23 protein-coding genes are annotated in these 24,036 nt (G+C 41.1%); 7 read left to right on the top strand and 16 right to left on the bottom strand.

Going from position 1 to position 24,036, the window contains the following annotated elements; all coding sequences use genetic code 11:
- Window positions 1-91 precede the first annotated feature (91 nt).
- The 9 genes from MHB43_RS17145 to MHB43_RS17105 all read right to left on the bottom strand — a co-directional run bounded on the left by MHB43_RS17145 (window position 92) and on the right by MHB43_RS17105 (window position 12,479).
- Window positions 92-1,681 (bottom strand): response regulator, encoded by a 1,590-nt coding sequence (locus MHB43_RS17145; protein WP_405117580.1) that lies wholly within the window; start codon window positions 1,679-1,681, stop codon window positions 92-94.
- Window positions 1,659-3,461: a sensor histidine kinase gene (locus MHB43_RS17140; protein WP_405117579.1), complete on the bottom strand. Its 1,803-nt coding sequence runs from the start codon at window positions 3,459-3,461 to the stop codon at window positions 1,659-1,661. The genes MHB43_RS17145 and MHB43_RS17140 overlap by 23 nt, the downstream gene beginning before the upstream one ends.
- 266 nt (window positions 3,462-3,727) lie before the next feature.
- The gene (locus MHB43_RS17135) at window positions 3,728-4,687 is read right to left on the bottom strand and encodes a nitronate monooxygenase family protein (RefSeq protein WP_237175195.1); all 960 of its coding nucleotides are present in this window, start codon (window positions 4,685-4,687) and stop codon (window positions 3,728-3,730) included.
- 39 nt (window positions 4,688-4,726) lie between these two features.
- Window positions 4,727-5,854: an NtaA/DmoA family FMN-dependent monooxygenase gene (locus tag MHB43_RS17130; protein ID WP_405117578.1), complete on the bottom strand. Its 1,128-nt coding sequence runs from the start codon at window positions 5,852-5,854 to the stop codon at window positions 4,727-4,729.
- 454 nt (window positions 5,855-6,308) lie between these two features.
- Window positions 6,309-10,112 carry a GH32 C-terminal domain-containing protein gene (locus MHB43_RS17125; protein WP_405117577.1) on the bottom strand — a complete coding sequence of 1,268 codons (3,804 nt, stop codon included), beginning with the start codon at window positions 10,110-10,112 and terminating at the stop codon, window positions 6,309-6,311.
- 172 nt (window positions 10,113-10,284) lie between these two features.
- Window positions 10,285-10,395, bottom strand: a complete 111-nt coding sequence (locus tag MHB43_RS17120) for a GH32 C-terminal domain-containing protein (protein WP_405117576.1) — start codon at window positions 10,393-10,395, stop codon at window positions 10,285-10,287.
- A 155-nt stretch (window positions 10,396-10,550) separates the two neighbouring features.
- On the bottom strand, window positions 10,551-10,799 hold the full coding sequence (locus MHB43_RS17115) for a hypothetical protein (protein WP_405117575.1): 249 nt from the start codon (window positions 10,797-10,799) through the stop codon (window positions 10,551-10,553).
- Between the two features lie 423 nt (window positions 10,800-11,222).
- Window positions 11,223-11,372: a hypothetical protein gene (locus MHB43_RS17110; RefSeq protein WP_405117574.1), complete on the bottom strand. Its 150-nt coding sequence runs from the start codon at window positions 11,370-11,372 to the stop codon at window positions 11,223-11,225.
- Between the two features lie 225 nt (window positions 11,373-11,597).
- Entirely contained in the window at window positions 11,598-12,479 is an 882-nt protein-coding gene (locus MHB43_RS17105; RefSeq protein ID WP_405117573.1) for a LysR family transcriptional regulator, read from the bottom strand.
- A 176-nt stretch (window positions 12,480-12,655) separates the two neighbouring features.
- Between MHB43_RS17105 and MHB43_RS17100 the strand changes: the two genes are divergently transcribed.
- On the top strand, window positions 12,656-13,450 hold the full coding sequence (locus tag MHB43_RS17100) for an SDR family oxidoreductase (RefSeq protein WP_405117572.1): 795 nt from the start codon (window positions 12,656-12,658) through the stop codon (window positions 13,448-13,450).
- 28 nt (window positions 13,451-13,478) lie between these two features.
- Window positions 13,479-13,820 carry a nuclear transport factor 2 family protein gene (locus MHB43_RS17095; RefSeq protein ID WP_405117571.1) on the top strand — a complete coding sequence of 114 codons (342 nt, stop codon included), beginning with the start codon at window positions 13,479-13,481 and terminating at the stop codon, window positions 13,818-13,820.
- 119 nt (window positions 13,821-13,939) lie between these two features.
- Here MHB43_RS17095 and MHB43_RS17090 read toward each other — a convergent pair whose 3' ends face one another.
- From MHB43_RS17090 to MHB43_RS17060, 7 genes are all read right to left on the bottom strand, one after another.
- Window positions 13,940-15,034, bottom strand: coding sequence for a Ger(x)C family spore germination protein (locus MHB43_RS17090; RefSeq protein WP_221821384.1), 1,095 nt, complete (start codon window positions 15,032-15,034; stop codon window positions 13,940-13,942).
- Window positions 15,031-16,152: a GerAB/ArcD/ProY family transporter gene (locus MHB43_RS17085; protein WP_221821755.1), complete on the bottom strand. Its 1,122-nt coding sequence runs from the start codon at window positions 16,150-16,152 to the stop codon at window positions 15,031-15,033. Before MHB43_RS17085 ends, MHB43_RS17090 begins: the two co-directional genes overlap by 4 nt.
- Window positions 16,149-17,609 carry a spore germination protein gene (locus MHB43_RS17080; protein ID WP_221821383.1) on the bottom strand — a complete coding sequence of 487 codons (1,461 nt, stop codon included), beginning with the start codon at window positions 17,607-17,609 and terminating at the stop codon, window positions 16,149-16,151. Before MHB43_RS17080 ends, MHB43_RS17085 begins: the two co-directional genes overlap by 4 nt.
- 449 nt (window positions 17,610-18,058) lie before the next feature.
- Entirely contained in the window at window positions 18,059-19,141 is a 1,083-nt protein-coding gene (locus tag MHB43_RS17075) for a nucleotidyltransferase domain-containing protein (RefSeq protein ID WP_405117570.1), read from the bottom strand.
- A 156-nt stretch (window positions 19,142-19,297) separates the two neighbouring features.
- Window positions 19,298-19,564, bottom strand: a complete 267-nt coding sequence (locus MHB43_RS17070; protein ID WP_237175200.1) for a CD3324 family protein — start codon at window positions 19,562-19,564, stop codon at window positions 19,298-19,300.
- A 351-nt stretch (window positions 19,565-19,915) separates the two neighbouring features.
- Window positions 19,916-21,001, bottom strand: coding sequence for an L-dopachrome tautomerase-related protein (locus MHB43_RS17065; RefSeq protein ID WP_405117569.1), 1,086 nt, complete (start codon window positions 20,999-21,001; stop codon window positions 19,916-19,918).
- A gap of 250 nt (window positions 21,002-21,251) precedes the next feature.
- On the bottom strand, window positions 21,252-21,533 hold the full coding sequence (locus tag MHB43_RS17060; protein ID WP_405117568.1) for a hypothetical protein: 282 nt from the start codon (window positions 21,531-21,533) through the stop codon (window positions 21,252-21,254).
- 187 nt (window positions 21,534-21,720) lie between these two features.
- Here MHB43_RS17060 and MHB43_RS17055 point away from each other — a divergent pair, with 187 nt between their 5' ends.
- From MHB43_RS17055 to MHB43_RS17035, 5 genes are read left to right on the top strand one after another with little or no spacing between them, the layout of a single operon-like run.
- Window positions 21,721-21,963 carry a hypothetical protein gene (locus MHB43_RS17055; protein WP_036615405.1) on the top strand — a complete coding sequence of 81 codons (243 nt, stop codon included), beginning with the start codon at window positions 21,721-21,723 and terminating at the stop codon, window positions 21,961-21,963.
- Window positions 21,964-21,974: 11 nt separating this feature from the next.
- A complete protein-coding gene (locus MHB43_RS17050; RefSeq protein WP_221821374.1) occupies window positions 21,975-22,361 on the top strand; it encodes a spore coat protein in 387 nt (128 codons plus the stop codon).
- On the top strand, window positions 22,358-23,494 hold the full coding sequence (locus tag MHB43_RS17045; protein WP_221821372.1) for a zinc-dependent alcohol dehydrogenase: 1,137 nt from the start codon (window positions 22,358-22,360) through the stop codon (window positions 23,492-23,494). Before MHB43_RS17050 ends, MHB43_RS17045 begins: the two co-directional genes overlap by 4 nt.
- A 31-nt stretch (window positions 23,495-23,525) precedes the next feature.
- Complete coding sequence (locus MHB43_RS17040; protein ID WP_221821370.1) at window positions 23,526-23,726, top strand: hypothetical protein; 201 nt, start codon at window positions 23,526-23,528, stop codon at window positions 23,724-23,726.
- An 11-nt stretch (window positions 23,727-23,737) separates the two neighbouring features.
- Window positions 23,738-24,034 (top strand): spore coat protein, encoded by a 297-nt coding sequence (locus tag MHB43_RS17035; protein ID WP_047843175.1) that lies wholly within the window; start codon window positions 23,738-23,740, stop codon window positions 24,032-24,034.
- Window positions 24,035-24,036: the final 2 nt, after the last annotated feature.

Below are 24,036 nucleotides of genomic sequence, written 5' to 3'. Positions count from 1 at the left end.
ACATATCACAAATCTTAAATCCTTTCATTCTAAAATCCTTTGTATTTTCAGAAAATACATTTCTTTTCATATGGAGATTAAAAAAACTCCCCTACTGTTCGTTACTTCCGTTAGTAGGGGAGCATGGTTTAAGGTTATTCTTTTTTTGATAAAAAGAAGGTGACTCCCCTTCTAGTTTCTTGAATTTGGTGTAGAAATAATTGACGTTTGAATATCCCACCCTTTCAGCCACTTCGTAAACCTTCATATCCTGAGCCAGTAATTCTTTCGCTTTCTGAATCCGTATCCGATCAAGATAGGCGTTGAAATATTCCCCTGTGTAACTTTTGAAGAGTTGGCCCAGATAGGAACTACTGTAGTTAAACAATACGGCAAGCATTTCTAATCTTAGGTTATCCCCATAGTGCCGATCTATATAATCCAGCAATCGCTTCATTTCATTGTCTTTACTATTGTAATCTGCGCATCGAGCGAGCCTCTCCATAACAACAGAAATACGGTCGACGAGATCCTGAATATATCGGGAATGATATACTTCAGCAAGGAATTGGGCCGGGTCTCCTGGATAATCGCTTAAAGACCAGACACGGGAATGAATTTTTCGAACTGTTTCATTAGCAAGATAGAAGAAACGGTCACGGATCTCCTTTTCATCAGCCTGATTAGCTACTTGTTGTAATGCTATTTCGTTCAAAAATGACGAGATTGCACTTGCATGCCCAACATCGACCAGATAATGCAACCTGAAAGCTTCTTCCTCCTTATTTGACATAGATAATACTGGAGAATGGACAGTTTCCTGTCGATAGCTTTCTGGTGTTTCCTCAGTGAGAAGCCTTCCTCTGTCATAGAAAAAACTACGCTCCAAAAGGGATTTTGCTGTCCTAAACGAATGAACAACTTCCTCAAGAGACCGCACGGGCTGCCCTACTGCTACGTCCATTTCAAATCGAAGCTCACCTGATAAGAGTTGGAGATTCTTGTGAAGCTCGGTCCATCCCAATTCGCTAACAGGAGAGTTACTTAGCAATAAAACAATGTATGGTGCAAAATATAAAACGAACCCTTGACGTTCCGAAGCGTAGGTTCTGCTGACTACATTTTTGAAATTCTGAATTTGTTCGCTTTCTTCTGGATCTGAACCTGAGAACCCGATTAAAACGATTTGATACGTAGTCCAGCTGATTTCAAATGAGTCTGACCACTTACTCAAAATGGAATCCTCTGAAGCATGATTACCGGTTAGTAGAGAATAAAGTATCCATTCAGGTGTATTCATTTTTTGTAACATATTTTTTTTCTGCACGTTTGAGAGCTGTTCATGAATCTTTTGAAGTGATGCTGATAGTTCTTCCTTGTTTACAGGTTTGAGCAGATATGCTTCAACACCGAATTGAAGAGCTTGCCGCGCGTACTCAAAATCGGCGTAACCACTGAGTATAATGACATGACTGATCCAGCCACGGTGACGGATCTGCTGAAGGAGTTCCAATCCGTCCATGCCTGGCATACGTATATCCACCAACAATACGTCGGGAATCGTTTCTTCGAATATTCGGAGAGCCTCATTTCCACCAGCTGCCGTTCCAATCACTTCAAATCCCAATTCCCTCCAAGGTATTAACGTTTGTAACCCCAAACGTAGTTTGGGTTCATCATCAACAATGATCACGGAGAACATCAGGTTCCCCTCCTTCCTTCGGAATACAAAATGTGATGCAGGTGCCTCTGCCCTCTGTGCTTTCAATTGAAAGCCTTGAACGTGTACCGTAGGTAAGTTCTAATCGGTCGTTCACGTTACGTAGCCCAATACGATCCCCGGCTTCATCGGAGTTCATTAACTGTTTTTTTATCTCATTCATTTTCTTTGGAGGTATACCCGCACCATCATCATGGATTTCTACAAATAACGTTCCCTGATCGTTAACTTTCGTTCGAACAGTGATCAACGTTGGACCCTCTTTGCGATCCAACCCATGGAGTATCGAGTTCTCAACCAAAGGTTGAATGATAAGTGGGGGGATTTCAATGTGTTCGCTTGCTGGGTCGATTTCCATAATGTATTGAAGTCGGTCTTCGTACCGGAATTTTTGAAGTTCCAAGTAACAACGAACCATGTTTAACTCATCTGAAAGTGGGATCTGGCGACTTCCGACCTCTAAACTATTTCGGATCAACACGCTAAGCTGCCATACAGCTTGGGCTAAACCCTCTTCCCCGCGAAGATGTGCTTCCATTCGAATGGACTCAAGTGTATTAAACAGGAAGTGGGGATTGACCTGGCTTGCTAACATCTTAAATTTAATATCATTTTGTTTTTGTAATAGTGTCTGTTTCTGCTGGTTACTCTCTTCCACTTCCAACATTAGTTCACTGATTCGATGAACCAGATCATTGAATTGTCTGGAGAGTTGGCCGATTTCATCTTTTCCATCGAGGTCAAGATAAGTATCCCAGGACACCGTACCTACTCGGGACATGTGCTTACTAAGTCGAAGCAATCTTCTCGCAATAAATGATGCCGAAACATAAACAAGCAAAACTGCGATGATTAGACATCCACCTATAACAAATGTAGCCAAGCGAATGATAGCGTTTGCATCATGTAGAATCTCAGACACGGTAAAAACGGAAATGATACGTAGTCCATTCCAACTATTCTGTGGAGTTATGTTTGCTATAACCACCTTCGAATTTTTCCCATCCATAACAGCTTCGTAGCTACCCTCCGTTTGAGACAACATATTACTCCCGGCATGCACAGAGGCAAGGTTTTTACCGTAGAGATCAGGGCGGTTGGCTGCCACAATATTATTGTTGTCATCCACGATCATCGTTGAGAAAGTCTCTTGGGATAGAATAGAGTTTAGCAAATCAGAATTCACATTAATCACCAAAACACTTTCATTTTTCAACTCATCCAGATTGATTTTTCGAACCAGACTTAGATAATGTCTATGATCACGCTCATCCTGAATATAGTCCCAACCTGCAAGCCCCTTTTGACTCAAGGCGGCTCTATACCACTCAGACTGTTTCGTTTGGTCGTCTGGCTGCATAAATTCCCAATTATTGAGCATCGTTGAATTAGACGTATATAACCGAATTGATTTTATTTCCTTATACAGCCGCATATAATCCCGAATGTCAGTATATTGACGATAGGTTTGGATAACTTCGTTATAACTTTCATAATTGCGGCTTGCTATGGACTTCATTCGGTTATCATTGGAGAGTTGATAGGAAATATCAATAGCTACATTGATAACTTCCTCGGTCCTTTTCTGTACACGCTCCACGTTATTGGTTGCTTGTTCAGCGGCATTCAGGATCATGACTTCCTTCAGCTTGCTTGTTAGATAGATACCACTTATTAAAAGTGGGAGTACGGCCACGGTTATAAAGATCAATGATAGCTTACTTTTAAGTCTGATGTCATTTAGTACTCGGATAAAGCGCATAGCACGGGCCTCTTTCCTATATGTAGTTCCGATAATGATGGATGAAATTCACATATGATTAATATTGTACTATTTCCTTTTTACATAAAGCCAAATCTACTCTTCTCTTTTTGAATAGTCAATGAAACATTTTATATGGGATCGAGAGGGTCCGATTGGTTCGTAGTAGGTCAGAGTTATTTCATATCGAGTTTTTCTAACTAATAATAAACCAAGCAACCGATCATATGATCGGCTGCTTGGTGAGGGTAAGTCTATCAAGGCAATTATTTAAAATCTTGCATTAAATCATCGATGACTGCTTTTACAGTTCTAATCTCTTTAATTGGTGTAATTCCTGTGCCGACAGTAATATAGCCATCGTCTGTATTGCCTTCTAGCATTCCGATCCGCATTCCAATTGATCCACGCATCAATTTTGCTGTTTCTTCACGACTGGCACCTTGTTTATCCATATCGACTAGTTTATTCGCCAATTTAGTAGGTAAAGAACGATAGTATGCTGGTAAAGTACGGAACATTAGTAAATCTTCTGCTGTAGCATCTACAATCATTTGTTTCACCTTTTCTGCTGCTGGATTTTCTTTTGTTGGAATAAACACACTGCCAGCAAACACACCTTCAGCGCCTAAAGCAAATGCGGCACGCACTCCTCTAACGTCTCCAATACCACCAGCTGCCATTACAGGAATATTTATAGCATCTACAATCATTGGAACAATCGAAAATGTTCCAATAACTCGTTCTGGAACCGTACCACCTTCATCAAATCCAGTCGCTACATAAACATCGATTCCAAATTGTTCTGCAGCTTTTGCATTTTCAATAGTAGGCGTAAGGGGTCTATAAACAATTTTAATATTGTTTTCTTTTAATGGTTTAAAGATTCTTTCATCCAATATATCATTCACCAGAACAACAGGAACTTTCTCGTCAATAACTGTTTCTATAAGTGGCCATGTGTAAGCTAAATCACGATTCACGATCAATGGAATGCCAAATGGCTTATTCGTTAAAGATTTGGTTTTTTGTATTTCAGTTCTCATTCTTTCCGCACTTATTTCGGGTGAGCGGGTTATATCAACCTGACCGGCATTTGGACCTAGAAATCCTAATCCACCTGCATTGCTTATTGCTGCAACCAATTCGGCATTAGTAACCCAAGACATTGGTCCTTGTATAATTGGCTTTTTAATATCTAATATTTCACATATTCTGTTAGCCATTTTGATCTGTTCTCCTCTTGTTAAACGAATTTTATATTATTACTTCGTGTATTTATTTTCTGGGTAAGGTAGACCTAAATTTCCCCGAAGTGTGTCGTCCTCATATTCCTTACGGAATATGCCTCTATCTTGCAAGATAGGAACAACCAATTGGATAAAGTCCTTAAATCCTGCAGGATGATCTTGTCTAATCAGCAAGATATCCATGACACCTTCTCGATACCAATGTTCGATTTGTTCGGCAACCTGCTCTGCCGATCCTATCAATCCAGGTTTCGGCATTCGATAACCTTTAGGCATCCATGATTCAATTTCCCTTAGCTTTTCCAAGGCTTCTTGTTCCGTTCTACCAACGATCGGGTTGTGAGAAGGCATCATCAACAGGTCATATGGTGAGCGCCCTTGATTTTGAACTTTACGTTTAAGATCATTAGTGAATGCCTTGAGATATTCCAAATCATGTCCAGGTGCCATGATGACTTCGGCATGCTGTGCAGCAATATCCATGAACTCCGGTGAGGTGCCCGCTTGAAAGACCACTGGTCTTCCTTGCCTCGATCGACTGATGTTTAAGGGACCCTCCACGGAAAAGTAATTCCCGGTATAATCTAGCGGATGCATTTTACGCGGGTCATAAAATATCCCACGTTCCTTATCACGTATAAAGGCATCATCTTCATACGAGTCCCAAAGTCCTTCAACAATCTCCAAAAACTCTTTTTTCATGGGATAAAGTTCTGCTTTCTTCAGATGGGACCGACTGTAATTGGCTAATCCTCCAGGATTGGAGGTAATTGCATTCCACCCTGCTCTGCCTTTGCTAATCTTATCAAGGGAAGCGATTTGCCTAGCAACCGTAAAGGGATCAGCGTATGAAGTCGCTATCGTTGCGGTTAAACCAATGGAATGAGTCACCATACTCAATGCAGATAGAATGGATACACCCTCAAACATGCTTAGATAGTGCGGGATCATGCCAGGTCCGATATGACTTACGTCTGCCAAAAAGATCAGATCGAACTTTCCCTGTTCAAGTTGTATGGCTTTCTGTACGTAATACTCAATATTTTCACTGGCATCTGCTGGAATATGAGGGTGTCTCCAACCCGTGTAATTCCAACCCACGCCATCAATAATTCCTCCTAGTTTAAGCTTTCTTTCTTCCATAATAGAATGATCTCCTTTTCACGAGTTCACTTACTTTCCTTGTAGAACACCTAATTCCTTAGCCAATAATTTATGCCCTTTCTTCCGACTCTCTTGATTCGGATAGAAGTCAGCGCTCCGTTACTCCTTGCCCTCTTAAGTTTATTATTTAGCTTGCTAACTATAGGAGTGAAAATATTTGGTTGTGAGCCAATCTTAAGCGTAATCGTTTCGTTTGCAAAGAGGGCAATTTAAATGAACATAGTACATCTTTTTGTACGTATAGATTGGGAGTGGTTTGAAGATTACACCCTATTTTAAATAATGAGTCTGTCTTTCAAACCCAAAAGGCCATCCTTTGTTGGATGGCCGTGTGTGCTTTGATAAAAACCTCCAGTTGTCGTCCCCTTTGAGTCTATCCCAACCAATATAATTAGAATATCTATGAGATACGCCATCATGGAATAAATTTTGATTATTTTGCTAATATCCATTTTTGTCGATCAAGTGATGGATTCAGTTCACTCAGGAAGAGTTCGGTCCCATCTTCCGATACTTCTAATGCTTTTTGATGATGAGCTGAAGTAACATGAACTGATCCGTCTTTGTTCTGGTGAAGGACCCAGCGCTGGTTGTTGTATCCTAAGTAATGATACAGCTGAAGTTTGTTTTGTCCTATATCCAGATCAAGCGTCTGACCGGCTGCAGTACGAATCGAATACGAACCTGCTTTGTCGCCTGTCGGAACAAATACCCACTTCTGGGTGGAGGCTGCACTTGCATCTTGTAAGGTAACCGGCTCCCCGTTGACAAGGTTGGCTGTGAAAATGGATTTCTGCGTTGCGGCATTTACAAGGCTGGACTTGGTGAGGTTTGCAGGTTCATCGTTGCTCACATTGACGTTCTGATAAGATGCGGAGCCGCCAAATACATGGAGTCCAAAGTGGCCTTCTGCAAAAGTACCATCCATGATATCTATGACTTTGTGACTGTCCACGTGAACGACAATATGCGGACCATTCGCTTCTATTTTCACCTTATACGTTTGACCTGGTTGAATGAAAGTTGGTACTTTCGCAAGAACCTGCCGTTCTTCAAATCCTCCGTTGATTTTATAGAACAGACGAATTGCCTTCATGTTAGGGTCTAGATTCAGATAGTATCCACTGCGACCATCCTCGCTAGCCCTGAACAAAATAGAACCTGCCCCTCCTGTTTCACCGAGCATCATGTCTGCTTCATACGTAAAATTCCCAGCCTTCTCTTTGGCAATATAATTTGCATCGCTAAAATGTTTACCCCGAATCCCATCTTCACTAACTAACCATGAAGCAGCAGTCAGATCTTTAGTCCATCCACTCAGGTTTGTCCGGAACTCGCCACCTGAGACTTTAACGAGTACACTAGTGGAAGTTTTGCCATTCGGAGTAGATACGGTGACTGTGGACTCCCCTTCTTTTTTTGCCTTAATAACTGCGTGTGAATTGTCTACCAAATCTATGGCTATTACTTCGTTATTACTGGAATTCCACTTCAGTGGTTGAACGCCTAAACCTGGTCCATACTCGACCATCGCCTGCAGTGTATCCGACTCGCCTACCCCCAGTTCCCGAACCCTCGTATCCATTTTTATTTGAGCTTTTGAAGGAATGTCCGCATTCCAGACAGATTGAAGTTGATGCACTTTCAAGGAAACAACATTCACATTCCCGCCTTTTACGTAAAAACTCATCGCTCTACTAACAGGATCCGGAAATATAACATCTGAAAAGACGACTTTGCCGTCGTTACCAAAGGCTTCAACAGAAGATTCATCCACAAGAATACGCATCTTAATCCGGTTATTCTCCATTTGCGTAGGCGCTTCATGTTTCTTACTAAAAAGGTTAGAAAATTCCGTTTCACCGGATGCAGTTCGGTCCACAAACATACGACTATCACTTGCCTGATAACCCACGACCGTCTTCTGATTTGCACCCTCACGAATGTTAAAGCCAAACTCGGTCACTGTGCTAGCTTCAGGGATTTCAATTTCAGCTTCAATTTCGTAAGCACCTGAAATAATACCTTTTAGCAGATTCCCGGATGAAGGACTCACCGACTTGTTGGAAGTAGAATACAAAGGTTTACGCAGTGATTCCAATTCTTTAATTGGACTTTGCACCATCCGAATTCCATCTTTGGTCGTTACCAATGATACTTCTCTCGGAATGGTTAGTTCACCTTTCCAATTGGACGTTGGGAAAGCGAACGGATAATCCCAATTCGTCATCCACGCCATCATCACTGTGCGATGATCAGGCATGTTAGCAAAAGACATCGAAGCGTAAAATTCTTTACCAAAATCTGTTCTTAGCACCTCACCCGCCGGATTATCGTTCACGAATTTACCATCAGCTGTTAAATGACCGATAAAATACTCGGCATCTGATCCGCCTGTTTTGGGATTTGCTCCTGTACTGATCATCATAACCCACTTCTTCTGTGAAGTTCCGTCTACCGGAAGCTGGAACAGATCAGGGCATTCCCATACTCCTCCGCGGACGTAATCCCCATATCCCCAATTATCTGTCAATGTCCAGTCAAGTAAATTCGTTGACGTGTAGAAACGAATATGATCTCCTCCCGATACAACCATAACCCAGCGGTTATTCTCATCATCACGGATCACTTTCGGATCTCGGAAATCCCAATTCCCAGCTTCATTTCCGCCCTTACCCGGGTTCTCAATCACAATCGGGTGTTCCTTCGAATACTCCCAAGTACGACCTTGGTCTTTGCTATAAGCCAGACCTATACGCTGGTTCCCATTCGGGCTATCCGGATTAAAGGAAGTATAGTATGCAATAAGGCCCTTGCCTCCTGAATCTCCGAATAAACCAGATGCATTTGTCATATCCGCAACAGCCGACCCAGACCAGACATGTCCGTGATCATTCCAGGGAAGTGCAATCGGAAGTCGTTTCCAGTTCAGCATATCTTTACTTACCGCATGCGCCCATGTTCCTCCATCCTGATGGAAGAGATGATATTCTCCTTCGAAGTAGACAAGTCCATTCGGATCACTCGCTGAACCACGTATTGGCGTGTAGTGATATTGTGGACGATATATCTCATTGTAATATTGGCTCAGTTCCGTCACATAAGTATCCTGGAAGTAAGCCGTCCCCTTTTTTACGACGATTCCAGTACTTCCACTCCTGTAGGTTGAATCTTTCACGTCAATCGCGGCCGTAGTGTATCCGTCCAGGAAGACCTGAATTCGATCTCCCTTTGCCTTGATTTCCACATGATGTTTGGCTCCCATCTGACTCGGATAAGTACGTTGCGAACTTGCAATTACGGTTCCTTTTGTATTCGTCAAACTTACACGGACCTGATCTCCTTCCTTCGTAAGAGTAGCTTCATATCCTTCAGCTCCATCGCTTGAAGATCGAAATGCGAGAGCTGCAATAGAATCAGGACGAAGGGTAATATTCCCTTCATAGACCATATCAGTCGCATTTTTATTATAGATTTGCTGTGCTTTGCTCTCCTGTTCTACCGCCCCTCTTTTTCCGTTGATATCAGGCTGCCATCTTCCCTTGCTAGAAAGCACCGTACCCAAATTACCTTTCAGATCGCTCACCACGATGTTTGAAAACAAGGCGGATCCATCCCATACATGGAGTCCAAGCTTTCCGCTTTGATACGAAATGTCTTGAACATCAATTAATGGTTTATATTGATTGCCCCAATATACTTTTAGCGAGGAACCCACTGCTTTCACTTTGAGATGATAGATTTGCCCCATCTCAACAGAAACTTTACGCTCCTCCTTTAATTTCCCCTCTCCATTTCTTGCATCTCTTAACCGAATCAGACCTGCGTCCGGAACAATTTGCAACATGTACGAGCTAAAGCCATCCTCATTAGAACGAAACAACAATGTTGCGTCTGCCTTCGTATCCCTGATCATGACATCAGCTTCATAGATAAAATCTTCGGACACCGTCTCTGAGATGGCCATTACATTTTCTTTAGGCAGCGAAGTCAGTAAGATTCCTTCTGAAGTATCCTCTAATCCCCCTTTTCCTTTCACTTGCCAGCCTATCAAATTGGTATTTAATTTGGATGCGCTTTCAAAAATATCAAGCTCCTCCTTTGCCTGTTTATTTGTTTCCTGATCAGCGAGCACAGCACTAGCCGCAATTGATTTAGATGTAAAAATACCGTTTGAAGTCAGAGCCAATCCGGTTGCCATCAGAAGACATATTGCATATTTAGATTTATCTTTCATTCCATACCCTCTTTTCTAATAGGATTGTAAAGTTATTGCCCCGCGGAAACGGGTAAAAGTCCACTTAGCCCTAAATTGGTTTTGGACACCCAGTTCAGTCCGGTTGATTTTCCCAAATGCTTACGAGATCATTGATTTGAAGCGACATGACTTTTAGTTCTCCACCAATGGCTTAGAGTTCCAGTCCTCTACTTTCCAAGTCGGGGAAAATCGTGTCTGAAATGATAGTTGTCCCGTTGTTGCCAAAGATCTCTACACTTGACCAATCAACATAGATGCTCAAATTCCGCAATAATTTCCATTTTTGCAGCAGAAACAGCAGACAAAACGTTCATATCTGGTTTAATCGTAATGTCTTGTAGAGACAGAATTGATCTTCTAAGTTGGTTTAACTCAGTTATGGGTGCTTGAATTAAGCGAAGTCCTTCCGAATACGTCCTAAACATCAGGACATTCAAATATTCCACGATGGATGCCAGGAATATCAGAACCGAAAGCGCTTGCAAAATACCAATCCTTAAGATTCGAAGATGTATAAGATTTTACACGGTCGCTTACAGCAAGAACCATTACCCAGTTTGAAGATTCTTCATGCCAGAATACCTTTGGGTCTCGAAAGTCTGGCGTATCCGTGGGGAATAAAACAGGGTTACAAGTTTTCTGGATCTTTGCTGATACTATCTTCACCTGATAGATGTACTTTTTTAATTTTATTCACGCTCCCTTAAGCTACTTAGAATCTAAAAGAAGAAGTATGCATTCCTTATTAACAAAATAATCCACCCGTTTTCATTTGTCAAAGTGTTTTTATATAAATAAACATTATTTTTTATGTATATGTCTTTTTTTAGTTTACATTTGCACATTTTATGCCTGATTATAGAAAATAACAATTTTTACTTAAGTCGATCTAATCATTTTTTTATTACTTTAAACCTAATGGTTTACAAATGTAAAAAAGGTGACTTCTAAACTTCTCTTTACTTGTTCAACAAAATATCGTTAGTATTAAACCCAATTTTACCGATAAAACAAAAAAGCCGCTAAAATAGCGACTTCAATAGGAATATATTTTTGTTCTTGACATGTTCTAAATAAATTAACGTCTTTTTATGCTTTAACAACTTCAACCTTTTTGTCCCCTGCTGACTTCGCTACCTCTAACGTTGTGTTACCTTGGATAGTGACTATTACGCCAGTAGCCAGCATAGAACCGATTAAAGCTGCGCTGAGGGCTGTGGAAATTTTCTTCTTAACCATAATCATACCTCCGATATCTATTATGTTGTAATAAGCGGCTCAAAGAACAGATGAGCCGAGTGTGACTTGATACTACAATATTTCACTTTTTTGTTGGGTAATCTACCTGTTGATTGTATTATAACGTACTGCCAATCATTGTAAAAGGATTTTTTCCTTGTGTTCAAATACAATAAAGTATGATTATTTTCTCAGAATTCTTTTCAAAACTAAAAAATATGGCGGTCATTCTCCTTGATGTAAAGTATCCACATATTCAATAAACCTTTTCGCTGCGGGGGAAATATTATGATCATCTCTCCACTTTAATCCTATTTCCCAGTACCATCCTTCATCAATGATAGGGATCCAAACCAATTCATCTAACATCAACCCCAGTGTCTTAGGCAGTACTGATACACCTAGACCCGACTTTATAAAACCGGCTACAGTGATCAGGTCCTCCGCTTCATAAGCAGAAGCAAGAAAAAATCCGGTATGTTGGAACCGGGATAAAATCGTTGCTTTTAATCCGCAGTTGTTTTTCAATCCAATAAATGGCTCGCCAGACAGCTCTGCCAAACTAAGAGCGCTACAATCTGCATAACGATGTTGGGAGGGAACAACAATGTATAAAGGAACATTTAGAATAGTCTTCCAGTGATGATTATTCAAAGTAGATTCCCTCGATGTAATCATAATATCCGAAGATCCTTGCTCCAGATGTTCATCAATATCTCCTAAGTTCCCTTGTGTCAATTCGAATCGAACTTTGGGATACTTCAATTGATAACTTCGAATTAGGCTAGGGATTAATTCAACACCGAGAATGTTTAGATAAGACAACGTAATCACACCAGTATCCGGGTTGGACCACTCTTCGATTTCCTTTAGACCATTTTCAATATTATGTAGGGCCCTACCAATCCATTTAGAGAACATAGTACCGTTTCGGTTCAGCTTAATATTTCGTCCATTTCGCTCAAATAAAGGAGCTCCTATCTCGTTTTCAAGCTTGGCGATTGCATGACTTAAAGCGGGCTGAGTGATACCTAGTTTTTTGGAAGCTAAGGTCATATGTTCAAGCTGTGCAACGGTCATAAAGTATTCCAATTGTGTAAGTTCCATTAAAACACCCCTCCATATATTAATAATATTCATCATTTCTATTATTATAATAAATTGGACGTTATGAAAGTAGCAAGTGTAGTATTAGTTCTAGCTCCTCTCGAACTACACATTAAGGTTTAGAGACAGAGCAATTTTAAATTAATCATCGAATACCATCACTAGGAGGAATAGTTATGCATAAAGAATTTGAGTTCTCTGTATCAGAATTTAAAGGTAAAAGGGTGCTTGTAACCGGAGGAACAAAGGGAATGGGGCAAGCAGTTGTGAAAAGACTTGCAAACGGCGGAGCTACAGTTCTTACTACTGCCCGTTCCCTATCTGCTGACTTGCCCAATTCGGTCAAATTTGTTCAAGCAGATGTCGCCACACCTGAAGGTGTAGAGCAAATAATTACAGCAGTAAAAGAGCAACTTGAAGGTATCGATATTATTGTCCATTGCGTAGGTGGATCAACGACACCACCAGGAGGCGCACTTGTATTGAGTGATGAGGATTGGCTTCATACATTAAATTGGAATTTACTCGCAGCAGTTCGACTTGATCGTGGCTTAATTCCACTTATGTTAGAAAATAATTCAGGCGTTATTGTTCATTTCACTTCCATCCAGAGACGTTTGCCATTATATGAAACTACACTGGCTTATGCATCTGCAAAAGCCGCGCTGACTAATTATAGCAAGGGATTATCGAATGAATTTTCCCCACAAGGAATTCGCATCAATACGTTGTCTCCCGGGTTTATTCAGACAGAAGCAGCTGACGCATTAATTGATCGGATCGCAACGGAAACCGGAAGTCGAGAAAGTGCGCTTGAACAACTTATGACTTCACTCGGAGGTATTCCAATTGGTCGGCCAGGATTTCCTGAAGAAGTCGCTGAGCTGGTCGCATTTCTGGTCTCAGACCGAGCAGCATCTATTACAGGTAGTGAATATGTCATAGATGGGGGAACGATCCCTACCGTCTAAAAATTAATTAATAAAGGGAGAGAACAATATGGATCTCAATCATTTACCGTCTGTAGTTGGCAAATACATTACTGCATCTAACAAGCCAGACCCAGTAGTATTTGTAGATTGTTTCTCAGAAAATGCCGTTGTGTTGGATGAAGGGAAAAAGAGAAATGGCAAACAGGAGATTCGGGAATGGAGTGATCAAAACCATTTCGCGGCGAATGTAACGTTAAAGCCAACAAAAGCCAAAAAAATAGGTGATGAAATTGTGTTAACATGCGAGTTGGATGGTACCTACGATAAGACTGGTCTACCCGATCCACTATTATTGAATTATCATTTTGTTATTGTTGACGATAAAATCGTCAGACTTTCCATTTTCTAAAGATATCCAAATGGCTTGTCCGCCACGGGCTGCAGTAATAAGCTCTCTTTGTACATGATTTGAACAAAAAAGATGCCCCCACAATGATGTATTTGATCATCTGGGGGGCATCTTTTGAATCACGACAGCCGTTCAACATTAATCAAAGGCTGTATTTTGATGTCGAAGTCAACATTAATCTTCATATTTTCCCAATATTTCAACCATTGCTCTTCCGTTATTGGTTTAGAAAAAGGCTTAAGTGAATGTGTTCCGACCTCTAAGGGATCCACTTTCAACCGTTGCATACTTTTTAATAATTCTGACGTTTGTTCCTCAAGGTATACCTCAATCTCATGAATTAAATGTTCCAATTCTTCCTCGTTTTGAATATTCTTATCTCCCTGATATTCCTCAATTCTTCCTTTCAGTCCCACATGTAAAGACAAGGATGAATAGTCACTCGATAGTTTCATGCGAATATTGGATCGAACACGTCCTAAACTGATCGATAACTTTGGAATGGCCAAGACTTTTAAGAAATGATCGTTATCCAGAAGTTGAAAAATTTCATCGCTTACGTCTTGAGTGACCATTGTTTCTTTGTCATTTCGGAACAAGGCCGTTCCAACGTAATTGAAATTGTTCTTATCCGCTTGAAAAACGGGAAGAATCGGATCCTTAAGAGGAGAATATAACTTCTTCATAAATTGATGAATATTGACAATGCTCATTTCACCCTGGTTATGCTTCTCGTAATGCCTTAACATCCGATAAAGAAAATAATCTTGGTTTTCTTGCTTCGTCAATTGATTTTTTATGTATTCATCAAAATCCCCTCTAACAACCACTAAATAGACACGCATTGAAATATCGGGATCTACCAATATCGTATTGATCAGCTTTTCAATACCTTCTTCTTTTGCCAGTTTCTCATTGATTAATAATATTCGCAGCTGCCCCTGTTTTAGTTCCCGATAATAAATTAAATTAAACTCCTTGCCTCCCTGCTTTATCAGATCAACTTCCTTGGAGAGAAATCGTTTTTTTTCTTTGATGAGTGGTGGTACTAAAGTGCTGATTTTAAACTTTCCCTCCGTCCCCTTGTCAACCGACCAGAAAACGACCGGAGCGATCTCTTCGATCAGATTGTTTTCGACATATGGAGCAGAGCAGCCGGTTATCCACATAAGGCTTACAATTGCCAATAAACCATAATACTTGTATGGTATCATGCCTGCATACTCTCCTTTCGTTTAACCACAGTGAAAAGGATCGCAGGAACAAGCAAATAAATGAATGCTCCTAGCCAGATTTGAAGGTTCAGTAACATCGTTTGACCCGGAACCGTTTGCCATAACCATTGATCCATTATGATGATACTTATCAAAATGACGAACCAACTCGACAATAATCCAGTCAGGGTTGTACTTGAATTCATTTTTTTCATAAAAACTCTTCCAGCTCCATAAAAACACAACAACAGAATTGAAATGTCAAATACGTAATTAAACATATGGAAAGAGATAAGAATGTACTCGATTCGTTCTAAACCGCTCGTTTGAAGATAGCTCCCCATGTATGCTACCGGAAAGTTGATCTTGCTTAAGAAGTTGGAACCATAGAACAATACCGAAGCTATGAACAATAATGAAAATTCCAAAATCGTCAGCATGTTGCCCATGACAAGATATTTGGTTATTTTTGTGTTGGAGCTTATCCATGGAACAATAAAGGCCAAATACACTGGACCGGAAAATGCCGACCATATAAACAACAAACTCTGCCACGATTGCCCTGACCATTCGGTGGGGATTAGAGGATACAAATCGCGGTAATCTGAAATCGATGAAAAGAAAAAAGGAATAAACATGAGTAAGATCCACGCCCCGCATAGAAAGGCGATAACGACAAAACGCAATGTTTTCTCCATGCCATGTGAAGCCACAAATAAACTGATTGATAGAATAACGAGGATCAGCCACGTTTTATTCATTGATGGATAAATAAAACTATGGAGCATTTCAACGTAACCCAGAGTGATGATTGAAATTTTCAACAGTATTATCAAAAAACCAAGTATCGCGAAAATGTGAACCGTTCGTTTTCCAAAAAGCTGTACAAATCCTTGATAGCCTTTGGCTGCATAACTGGAAGAAAACCATCTGGACAGCATCATCAAATTAAGTTGAGACAGCAGCCCCAAGGCGACAATACCCCAAACCATATAGGAATGGACCAAATAAACGGGCATGATTAGAACAAAATAATGCATTTGCGTACGATTAACCAATAAAAGGAAATGGATGCTACCAAGGGTGGAGGTTTGCTTGAATAAGGATAGAGTCTTCATTTCTTCATCTTCTCCTGTCGCCATTTCTGTAATGGTTTTAGATTACTCGGACGCGTTTTCATCCAAATCAAAGGCCCGCGAATAAAGAGGTCAATCCAATCCTTCCCGTAAAAAGGAGAAAGAGGTGCCAGATAAGGTTGACCTAATGACGTTAGTGCATGGAGATGCGCAAGAATCCCGATTAGCCCGACCACGATTCCTGGCAGCCCAAGAACCGATGCAAGGATAAGAAGAAACACTTGCAACAGAACCATGGATTTTGTCATTTGATAGTTGGGAACTAAAAAGAAAGCAATAGCGGATATACCCATCAAAACAATTAATACTTTACTTGCAAAGCCTGCCTCTACAGCCGCTTGTCCAATGACAATACCACCGATAACCCCTAGAGTTTGACTGGTTTTGGTCGGCATTCGCAAACTTGCTTCTTTGATGATTTCCAGCGTTACGATCATGAAAATTCCTTCCACAAACGGAGTAAAGGGCAATTTGCTTCTCGATTCCAATAATACGAAGAGAATCGGCAGCGGAACCATTTGGTAATGAAATGTCGTTAACGCAACATAAAAAGGAATCATCGTCAAAGAAATAATAAAACTTCCATACCTCATTAAACGTAAAAAACTGGCTACCGGCCAACGAAGGAAGTAGTCTTCTGGTGATTGGAATAGATGGAATAATGTAATGGGACAAATTAAAGCAAACGGTGAATTGGAGACTAATAAAGTCAGCTTACCCTCACCTAAGGCGAAGGCGCAGGCATCCGGCCGATCCGTTTGTAGAAACTGGGGAAAGACCGTATGGTTATGATCTTCAATAAAAGCTGCAAGCTGTGCGGAGTCTAAAAACTGATCGAAATCCACACTTTCAATTTTCTCTCTTGCAATCGAAACAAATTCCGGATTAATTATTCCGTCTATGTACATTAACACAACTTTTGTTTTACTCAGTGATCCGATAGTGAAGCTTTCCGTTTTTAATGTCGTTATAGGCAAACGTCTGCGCAACATTGTAATGTTATTATCGATTTGTTCGCTGAAGCTATCTTTCGCTCCATATATAACAGTTTCCGTTTGGGAAGGTTCAATTGCCCGGCCAAGAGGATTTTCCAACTGTATGCCTAGCCATTGATCGTTGACTGAATCGTATAGAAGAATATATCCTTGCATTATTTTTTGCCCAGCATCTTCGATCGATATAACTTCTGAAACATCAGAATTGATTATGCATGAAGAAAGCGAATTTCCGCCTGATTGATGAAGTGGCTGAATAATCGCCTCGTTTAAACGCTCTTGATCTATTAACGTTTTTATAAATAAAAGATGGACTGAAGCACTCGTACCTATTTTGTGCTCAATGATTTCGGCATCTTCCATATGGTTTAATATCTGTTTTAAATCATCAAGCCATGTAGACTTTTGATGATTTTTCATTTGAGGCTCGTATTTTTCAACCATGGTCTTCTCCTTTATCAAAGTAATAAAATGGTGATAAGGTTAATATCTTGTCCTGTAATCGAAAAATCATACGACCGGCAATGTGTATACTAAGCCTCATCATGTTTGAGAATGAGGGTAAATCGGGATCGGGATTCTTTTATTCGGTGAGAATGCATGTGGTAATCTGTTTTTTTTTCAATGCATATGAAAAAACCTCAGCCGGTAAAGCGAGCTGAGGTCAATAAATTAACGATTAATATTTTTTTAGTTGCTACAACTGTTGGTTTTAATTCTGTTGGCTTTCGCATTAGGTGCTTCGAATACCCTGATTGGAACTACTAGAGTTGCACCTAACTTCTTCATTTAATAATTTCAACCTCTTTATCCCCTGCTGACTTCGCAACCTCTAACGTTGTTTTACCTTCAATTACAGTCCCGTCTCCGCGGACTTATAAATGAATGTAAGGTCAGTGATTCATATAATGGGCATATAGTTGCTCGTAGGTTGTAAAACGTTCGACTTCTCTGCCGACCTTATTATACTCGTCTAGATATTCGTCCATCACTTCAAGGAACTTCTCTTTTATAACTGGTAGATTGCTTGCATCAAAGTACTGCATAAGATCAAATTTCTGAGTTCCTTTCTCTACAGCCATTTCATCAAGATACCCATGTGCTCCAAAGGCCGAAAGAAAGACGTAGGAAGCATTGTTCGTTATAACACTGTTCAAAATTTTATTGCGGTAGTTGCACCACAATTCTTCGTATGTCCCCCTCAGATTATCAAAGGACGGAGCCGGTTTAACAATGAAGTTATCACACATCGTTCTATGCAACCTCGTAACACTGCTTAACATATTAAAAGATGCTATTCGGATATCTTCAATGGTATGAGCTTCAATGATTGACATGTATAAGGGTTCGAGATCATCCGGAACATAGCGAAACAAGCGTTTCTCTTCCAAATATCGCTTGATCCCTCGTTTGATGCACGTGTTATTCATACTCACCAAGGCATTGACTAGATTATACAGAACCTCAGCAGATGCATATCTCACTGAACCGATATCTTCACTAAGCATCGTATCGCTGTATGCTTGCTTAGCCAGATCAATCCATTTATTTGCTCGATTAAGACACACTTCTCCTATCGGGTTCGCAAGTGCATCAAGAGCTTTTTGCTGGAAGTCGTTCAATTTTTCCAAATCCTCAGGCTTAGCATAGTAGAGTACTTTGAGCTCGGTTAAGCTCGATACGTTTGGACTCTCCAAGGTGGATTGCTCTTGTATTCTTGAATCCCATGGCGTGCAATAGATGTCATACCCAACGTCGTCCAAGATGAAGCAGTCGGATATTTCCCATCCCTTTTCTGTATTATTAATGATAATTAAATCAAGATCGCTCTTCTCGTGAAAGTCACCGGTGCTAAATGAACCAGTAAGCCCAATAATGGCGATATCCTCTAGAAAATCTCTTTTTACGCGTTCAATCACCATGTTAATGAGCAGTTCATTTTTGTCCAGCAGCTTCTTCTTTATGATTTCGTTCATTCGTTACACCTCTTTGTATGATCCGGCCGTCCTTCATCACAACAACCTTAACTTGAGTCTATCGACTTAGAGGTACGGTTACTATGCATAAGTTGATTTAAGTCATCTTTGCACAAAATCCGCTAAACCGTCGAAACGACGAGTTAGCGGATTTCATTAGTTCTTTGTATAGACTATTTTCTTTATGCTTTCGCAGGACAAGAAATACCGACCCGCCAACTCCTCTATTCTGACTCCATTGTGGAATAAGGATTTAATCTCAGCGTTTCGAGCAGAGACCCTGCTCTTGCTCTCTGTTTTCTCGCCCCATTTTAGGTGTGCCTCTTTGGGCTTTGGGATATAAACCAATTCCCCTTGAACGTATTCTTGTATGATACGTAACAATTCTTCCGGAAAAATAGATTCGGCTTTTGAATATTTCATGCGCCTCACTCCTTATTTAATAGATCAATAAGGTGCAAAGCCAGTTCGTAGAATATTACGATTCGTCGTTGGCAATGTGTTTATTCCCGCGCTCTATGCAAAGCATTGCCATATCCTTCACTGGCTTTGCATAGAGCTGTGCATGTAAGAATCCTACCCCGATTGTTTTCAATAGCCTCACCTCCATAGAAAATAGATAGTTGCTATTTGCTTATTATATCAGGGCTTGTTGTTAAAATGTTTAATCATGTCTTTTTGAGCTGACAGGGTTGTACGCTTACTGGATCATGTATAAAAAAATAAAATACATTTCTACGTAAATAAAAATCCACTTTAAAAATGGGATGTATATCAAAAGGTAGGAGCCGGTAATTCATCAACTTTTATACGTAGTAAACTATAAGGTTTTTGTCGCAGGTCTCTTCCATAATGAAATCTCGCCTGCCTATGTAATTGGTTCACAATTACATATAAGTATTGATCCGGACCAATAGAAAACGTATCTGGCCATAAAACTCGGGGATCATGAGCGATGGTTTCCATGATTCCATTTGGCAATATCTTTCGAATACTATCGTTTTCATAATCTCCAGCATAAACGTTTCCTTTTGCGTCCGTGATCATCCCATCAGATGCACCCTTCTCTCCCCAATACTGCACAAGATCACTTAACTTAAAATCCGGTATCGTTCTGTCTCTTAACGATTCTGTTGAGATCGAGTATAGCTGGCGACTGGTTAATGGACAATAGAATAACATTTTTCCATCAGGGGAAATGGCTATACCATCAGAGGCCAATCGAAAGGGAGATGTCGAACCATCCGCGTTTCGATTCATCAAAATTTTACCTTCCACTTTTGGCACAAAATATGGATCGGGTGAGGTCGAGCTTGCTCCATGCAACCGTCTATACGCATTTCCGTTTTCTAAATTTACGACGATAATAGCGCCTGGCCCATTGGAAGAAGAATCCGTTATATATGCGTAACCTGCTTTTCCTACACGAAAGTCAAATCGGACATCATTTAGATACGTTGTCGGCAAGACTACATCATCTGCAAATGTATATACTTTTCTAATTGTATTTGTTTCTAAATCTACCGCGACTAATTTTGCCCCTCCTTTAATTGGCTCAGAAAAATTTGGTGCAGCCGTGTCCAGTACCCACAGGGTCCCCCTTCCATCTGCAACAACACTTTGAACACTGATGAAGGACATAACAATATTTAATGGGTTGATCAAATTCGTTTCTACATTAGGATAAGGTTGCATCTGACCCTCAACAATTTCCGCTACCGTAAATCTAACGTCATCTCCCCATTTTGGAAAGCAAATAAAGATACGCCCGGTTTCGGATACACTAACGCCTGTAGGCATAGCCCCGTAAAAGGAATGAACGAGTTCTAACTTACCAAAATATTCTTCCATAGGTAACATAGGCTGTATGATGTCCTCCTCAACATAGTTGAATAGATATTACCTATAATTATGTTCGAGACTTTTTCTAATGCCTGGCCCTTAATCATTCTTTTTCAACCTCGATTTTGAAAATGTCCGATACATCTAAAAATACAAGAAACTTCGGCGTAAGCCGAAGCATGTTGACGGTGACTACATGTGCTAGGAAAAATGCTTCCTCCGATCGTCAATGCAAAACTCTGCCAAGCTTATCTGTACCAAAACCGTTTTATTGTTGGTCCGGCAGACGTAATGCGTTTGCTGAAGTTAGCTTTTGATCTAAAAATTCCTCTGCTCGGGTCAATTGCTGCCTGGCAATCTCCAACGCTTGTGAATTTGTTGCATTAGATTCACTTAACAAGCTTATTGCCTGATTTAAAGCCGTCTGCACCTCAGAAACCGCGTTAGATGCATGCTGCTCTAGCGTATTACTACCACTCGAGTTAAGTGCATCTTCTGCCGGTTTTCTTGCGTTTTCGGTTGCTAGATCAATTTTGTTTTTATTGGGCACCGTGACTTCTCCTTCCTTCAGTAAAATCATTCATTTAGACAGAAATAAGTATGGGATTGAGATTTTGTTTATATCCCTGCGACTGATGGGAATATTCGGAACTTACCTCTCCGGTGATCCATATTAGTATAAGATCCGATGCATTGGAAAATCTAATCTTGATGAAAAAGGAGGGGATCATTTCTGAATGGCTAATCCAACGCTAGCGCCGCACGAATCGATGGAACTGCATGAAGCGTTAAACTTCAAAACGCTCTGCATCGCTAAGTCGAAACTTATGCAAGGCCTGGTCTTTGACCAAGAGCTAAAAGCATTAATGCAGAAAGACGTAATTCAATCCATACAACAGATCGCTGAGCTGCAAGCAATCTACGCAAGAGCTCCTTTTCAAGCACCCGTTCCGAATAATCCGACACCTATAACACATTAAGGGGAACTCAGATGAATACCGATTATTTAGATCCGATTAATTCATTGAATATGCCGGAAATGGCAGATATGACTTTTGCCATGGACTTCCTTCTTCGTGCCAAGGAGGGGGTACGTAATATGTCCATCGCCCTGACGGAAACGGCTTCACCGGATGTAAGAGCCCTGCTGCATACTCATCTTAAGCAGGGGATTGCAATGCACCAAGAAATCTCGGAGCTCATGATTCGCAAAAAATGGTTTCATCCTTATGAGCTGAACGAACAGTACCAACTCGATCAGCTTTCGGCGAAAAATACGGTGATGATCGGGCAGATGAATCTGTTCCCGGGAGATACGTCACGTAAAGGGATGTTTGATCGGACCCCAGATGAGCATATTGGAGGACATAAAGCATGAAGGCGGTAACGTATCAAGGGGTTAAAAATGTTGTGGTCAAAGAGGTGCCGGATGCGAAGATTGTGAAACCGGACGATATGATCGTAAAGATCACCAGTACCGCCATTTGCGGTTCTGACCTTCATCTGATTCACGGGATGATCCCTAACCTTCAGGAGAACTATGTCATCGGACATGAGCCGATGGGGATCGTAGAAGAAGTAGGTCCTGGCGTGACCAAGGTAAAAAAAGGCGACCGTGTGATCATTCCGTTTAACATCGCATGCGGAGAATGCTTTTTTTGCAAAAATCAGCTGGAAAGCCAATGTGACAATTCCAACGAGCACGGGGATATGGGCGCTTATTTCGGCTACTCCGGAACGACCGGCGGATATCCCGGCGGGCAAGCCGAGTATTTACGGGTCCCATTTGCTAATTTTACCCATTTTAAGATCCCTGAGAACTGCGAACAACCGGACGAAAAGCTAAGTTTGATCGCCGATGCCATGACGACAGCATTCTGGAGCGTAGATAACGCCGGCGTTAAGAATGGTGATACAGTCATCGTGCTCGGCTGCGGTCCGGTCGGACTCCTGGCCCAGAAGTTCTGCTGGCTGAAAGGTGCTAAGCGGGTCATAGCCGTCGACTATGTCGATTACCGCTTAAAGCATGCAAAGCGAACGAACAATGTGGAAATCGTAAACTTCGAACAGGATAAGAATATTGGGAACACTCTCAAAGAAATGACCAAAGGCGGCGCCGATGTTGTGATTGATGCGGTAGGAATGGACGGCAAGATGAGCGATCTTGAATTTCTAGCCAGCGGTATGAAACTGCAAGGCGGCACCATGAGCGCATTTATCATTGCATCTCAGGCTGTCCGCAAAGGTGGTACCATTCAAGTCACTGGGGTATACGGCGGACGTTATAACGGATTCCCACTCGGTGACATCATGCAGCGAAACGTGAATATCCGTTCCGGACAAGCTCCGGTCATTCACTACATGCCATACATGTACGAGTTGGTGACGTCTGGCAAAGTGAACCCTGGGGACATTGTTACGCACGTCATTCCGCTCAGCGAGGCCAAGCGGGGCTATGAAGTGTTCGATACAAAAACGGACGATTGCATTAAAGTCATCTTAAAGCCTTAAATATGAGTAGATACACGGGAGGACAATCTGAATGAATTCCACTTACGCTTTGCATGAGATGCTCGAGGTGCATGAAATAGCTGCGTTCAAGACGGTTTGCATGACTAAATGTAAGACGATGCAAGCTCTGGTAACCGACCCGGAGCTCAAACAAATTTTGAAACAAGATGCGATATTATCACAACAGCAGCTTCAGGAGCTCGGTGGAGTGCTGTCTAAAGCGACTGTATAGGAGATAAAAAAATGAACCCAATATTAGAACACATGACTGGTCTTAATACGCTGACCGATGACGTGATTGCAATGGATTTTTTGATGAACGCCAAGAGCAGCGTCAGAAACTACGCCATGGCTGTGACCGAATGTGCCACCCCCGAAATCAAACAAATTTTGATGAAACAGCTCGATGAAGCCATAGACTCTCATGAAAAGATATCAAATTACATGGTGCAGCATGGCTTATACCACCCTTACCATATTGCAGAGCAAATTCAGCTCGATCTGAAAAATATTCAAACTGCTATGAACATTCCGTCCTGACA

This window comes from Paenibacillus sp. FSL H8-0317 (assembly GCF_045040685.1).
Taxonomy (GTDB): domain Bacteria; phylum Bacillota; class Bacilli; order Paenibacillales; family Paenibacillaceae; genus Paenibacillus.
Note: the sequence above shows the minus strand (reverse complement) of the source record. Positions and strands in the feature narration are given on the sequence as shown.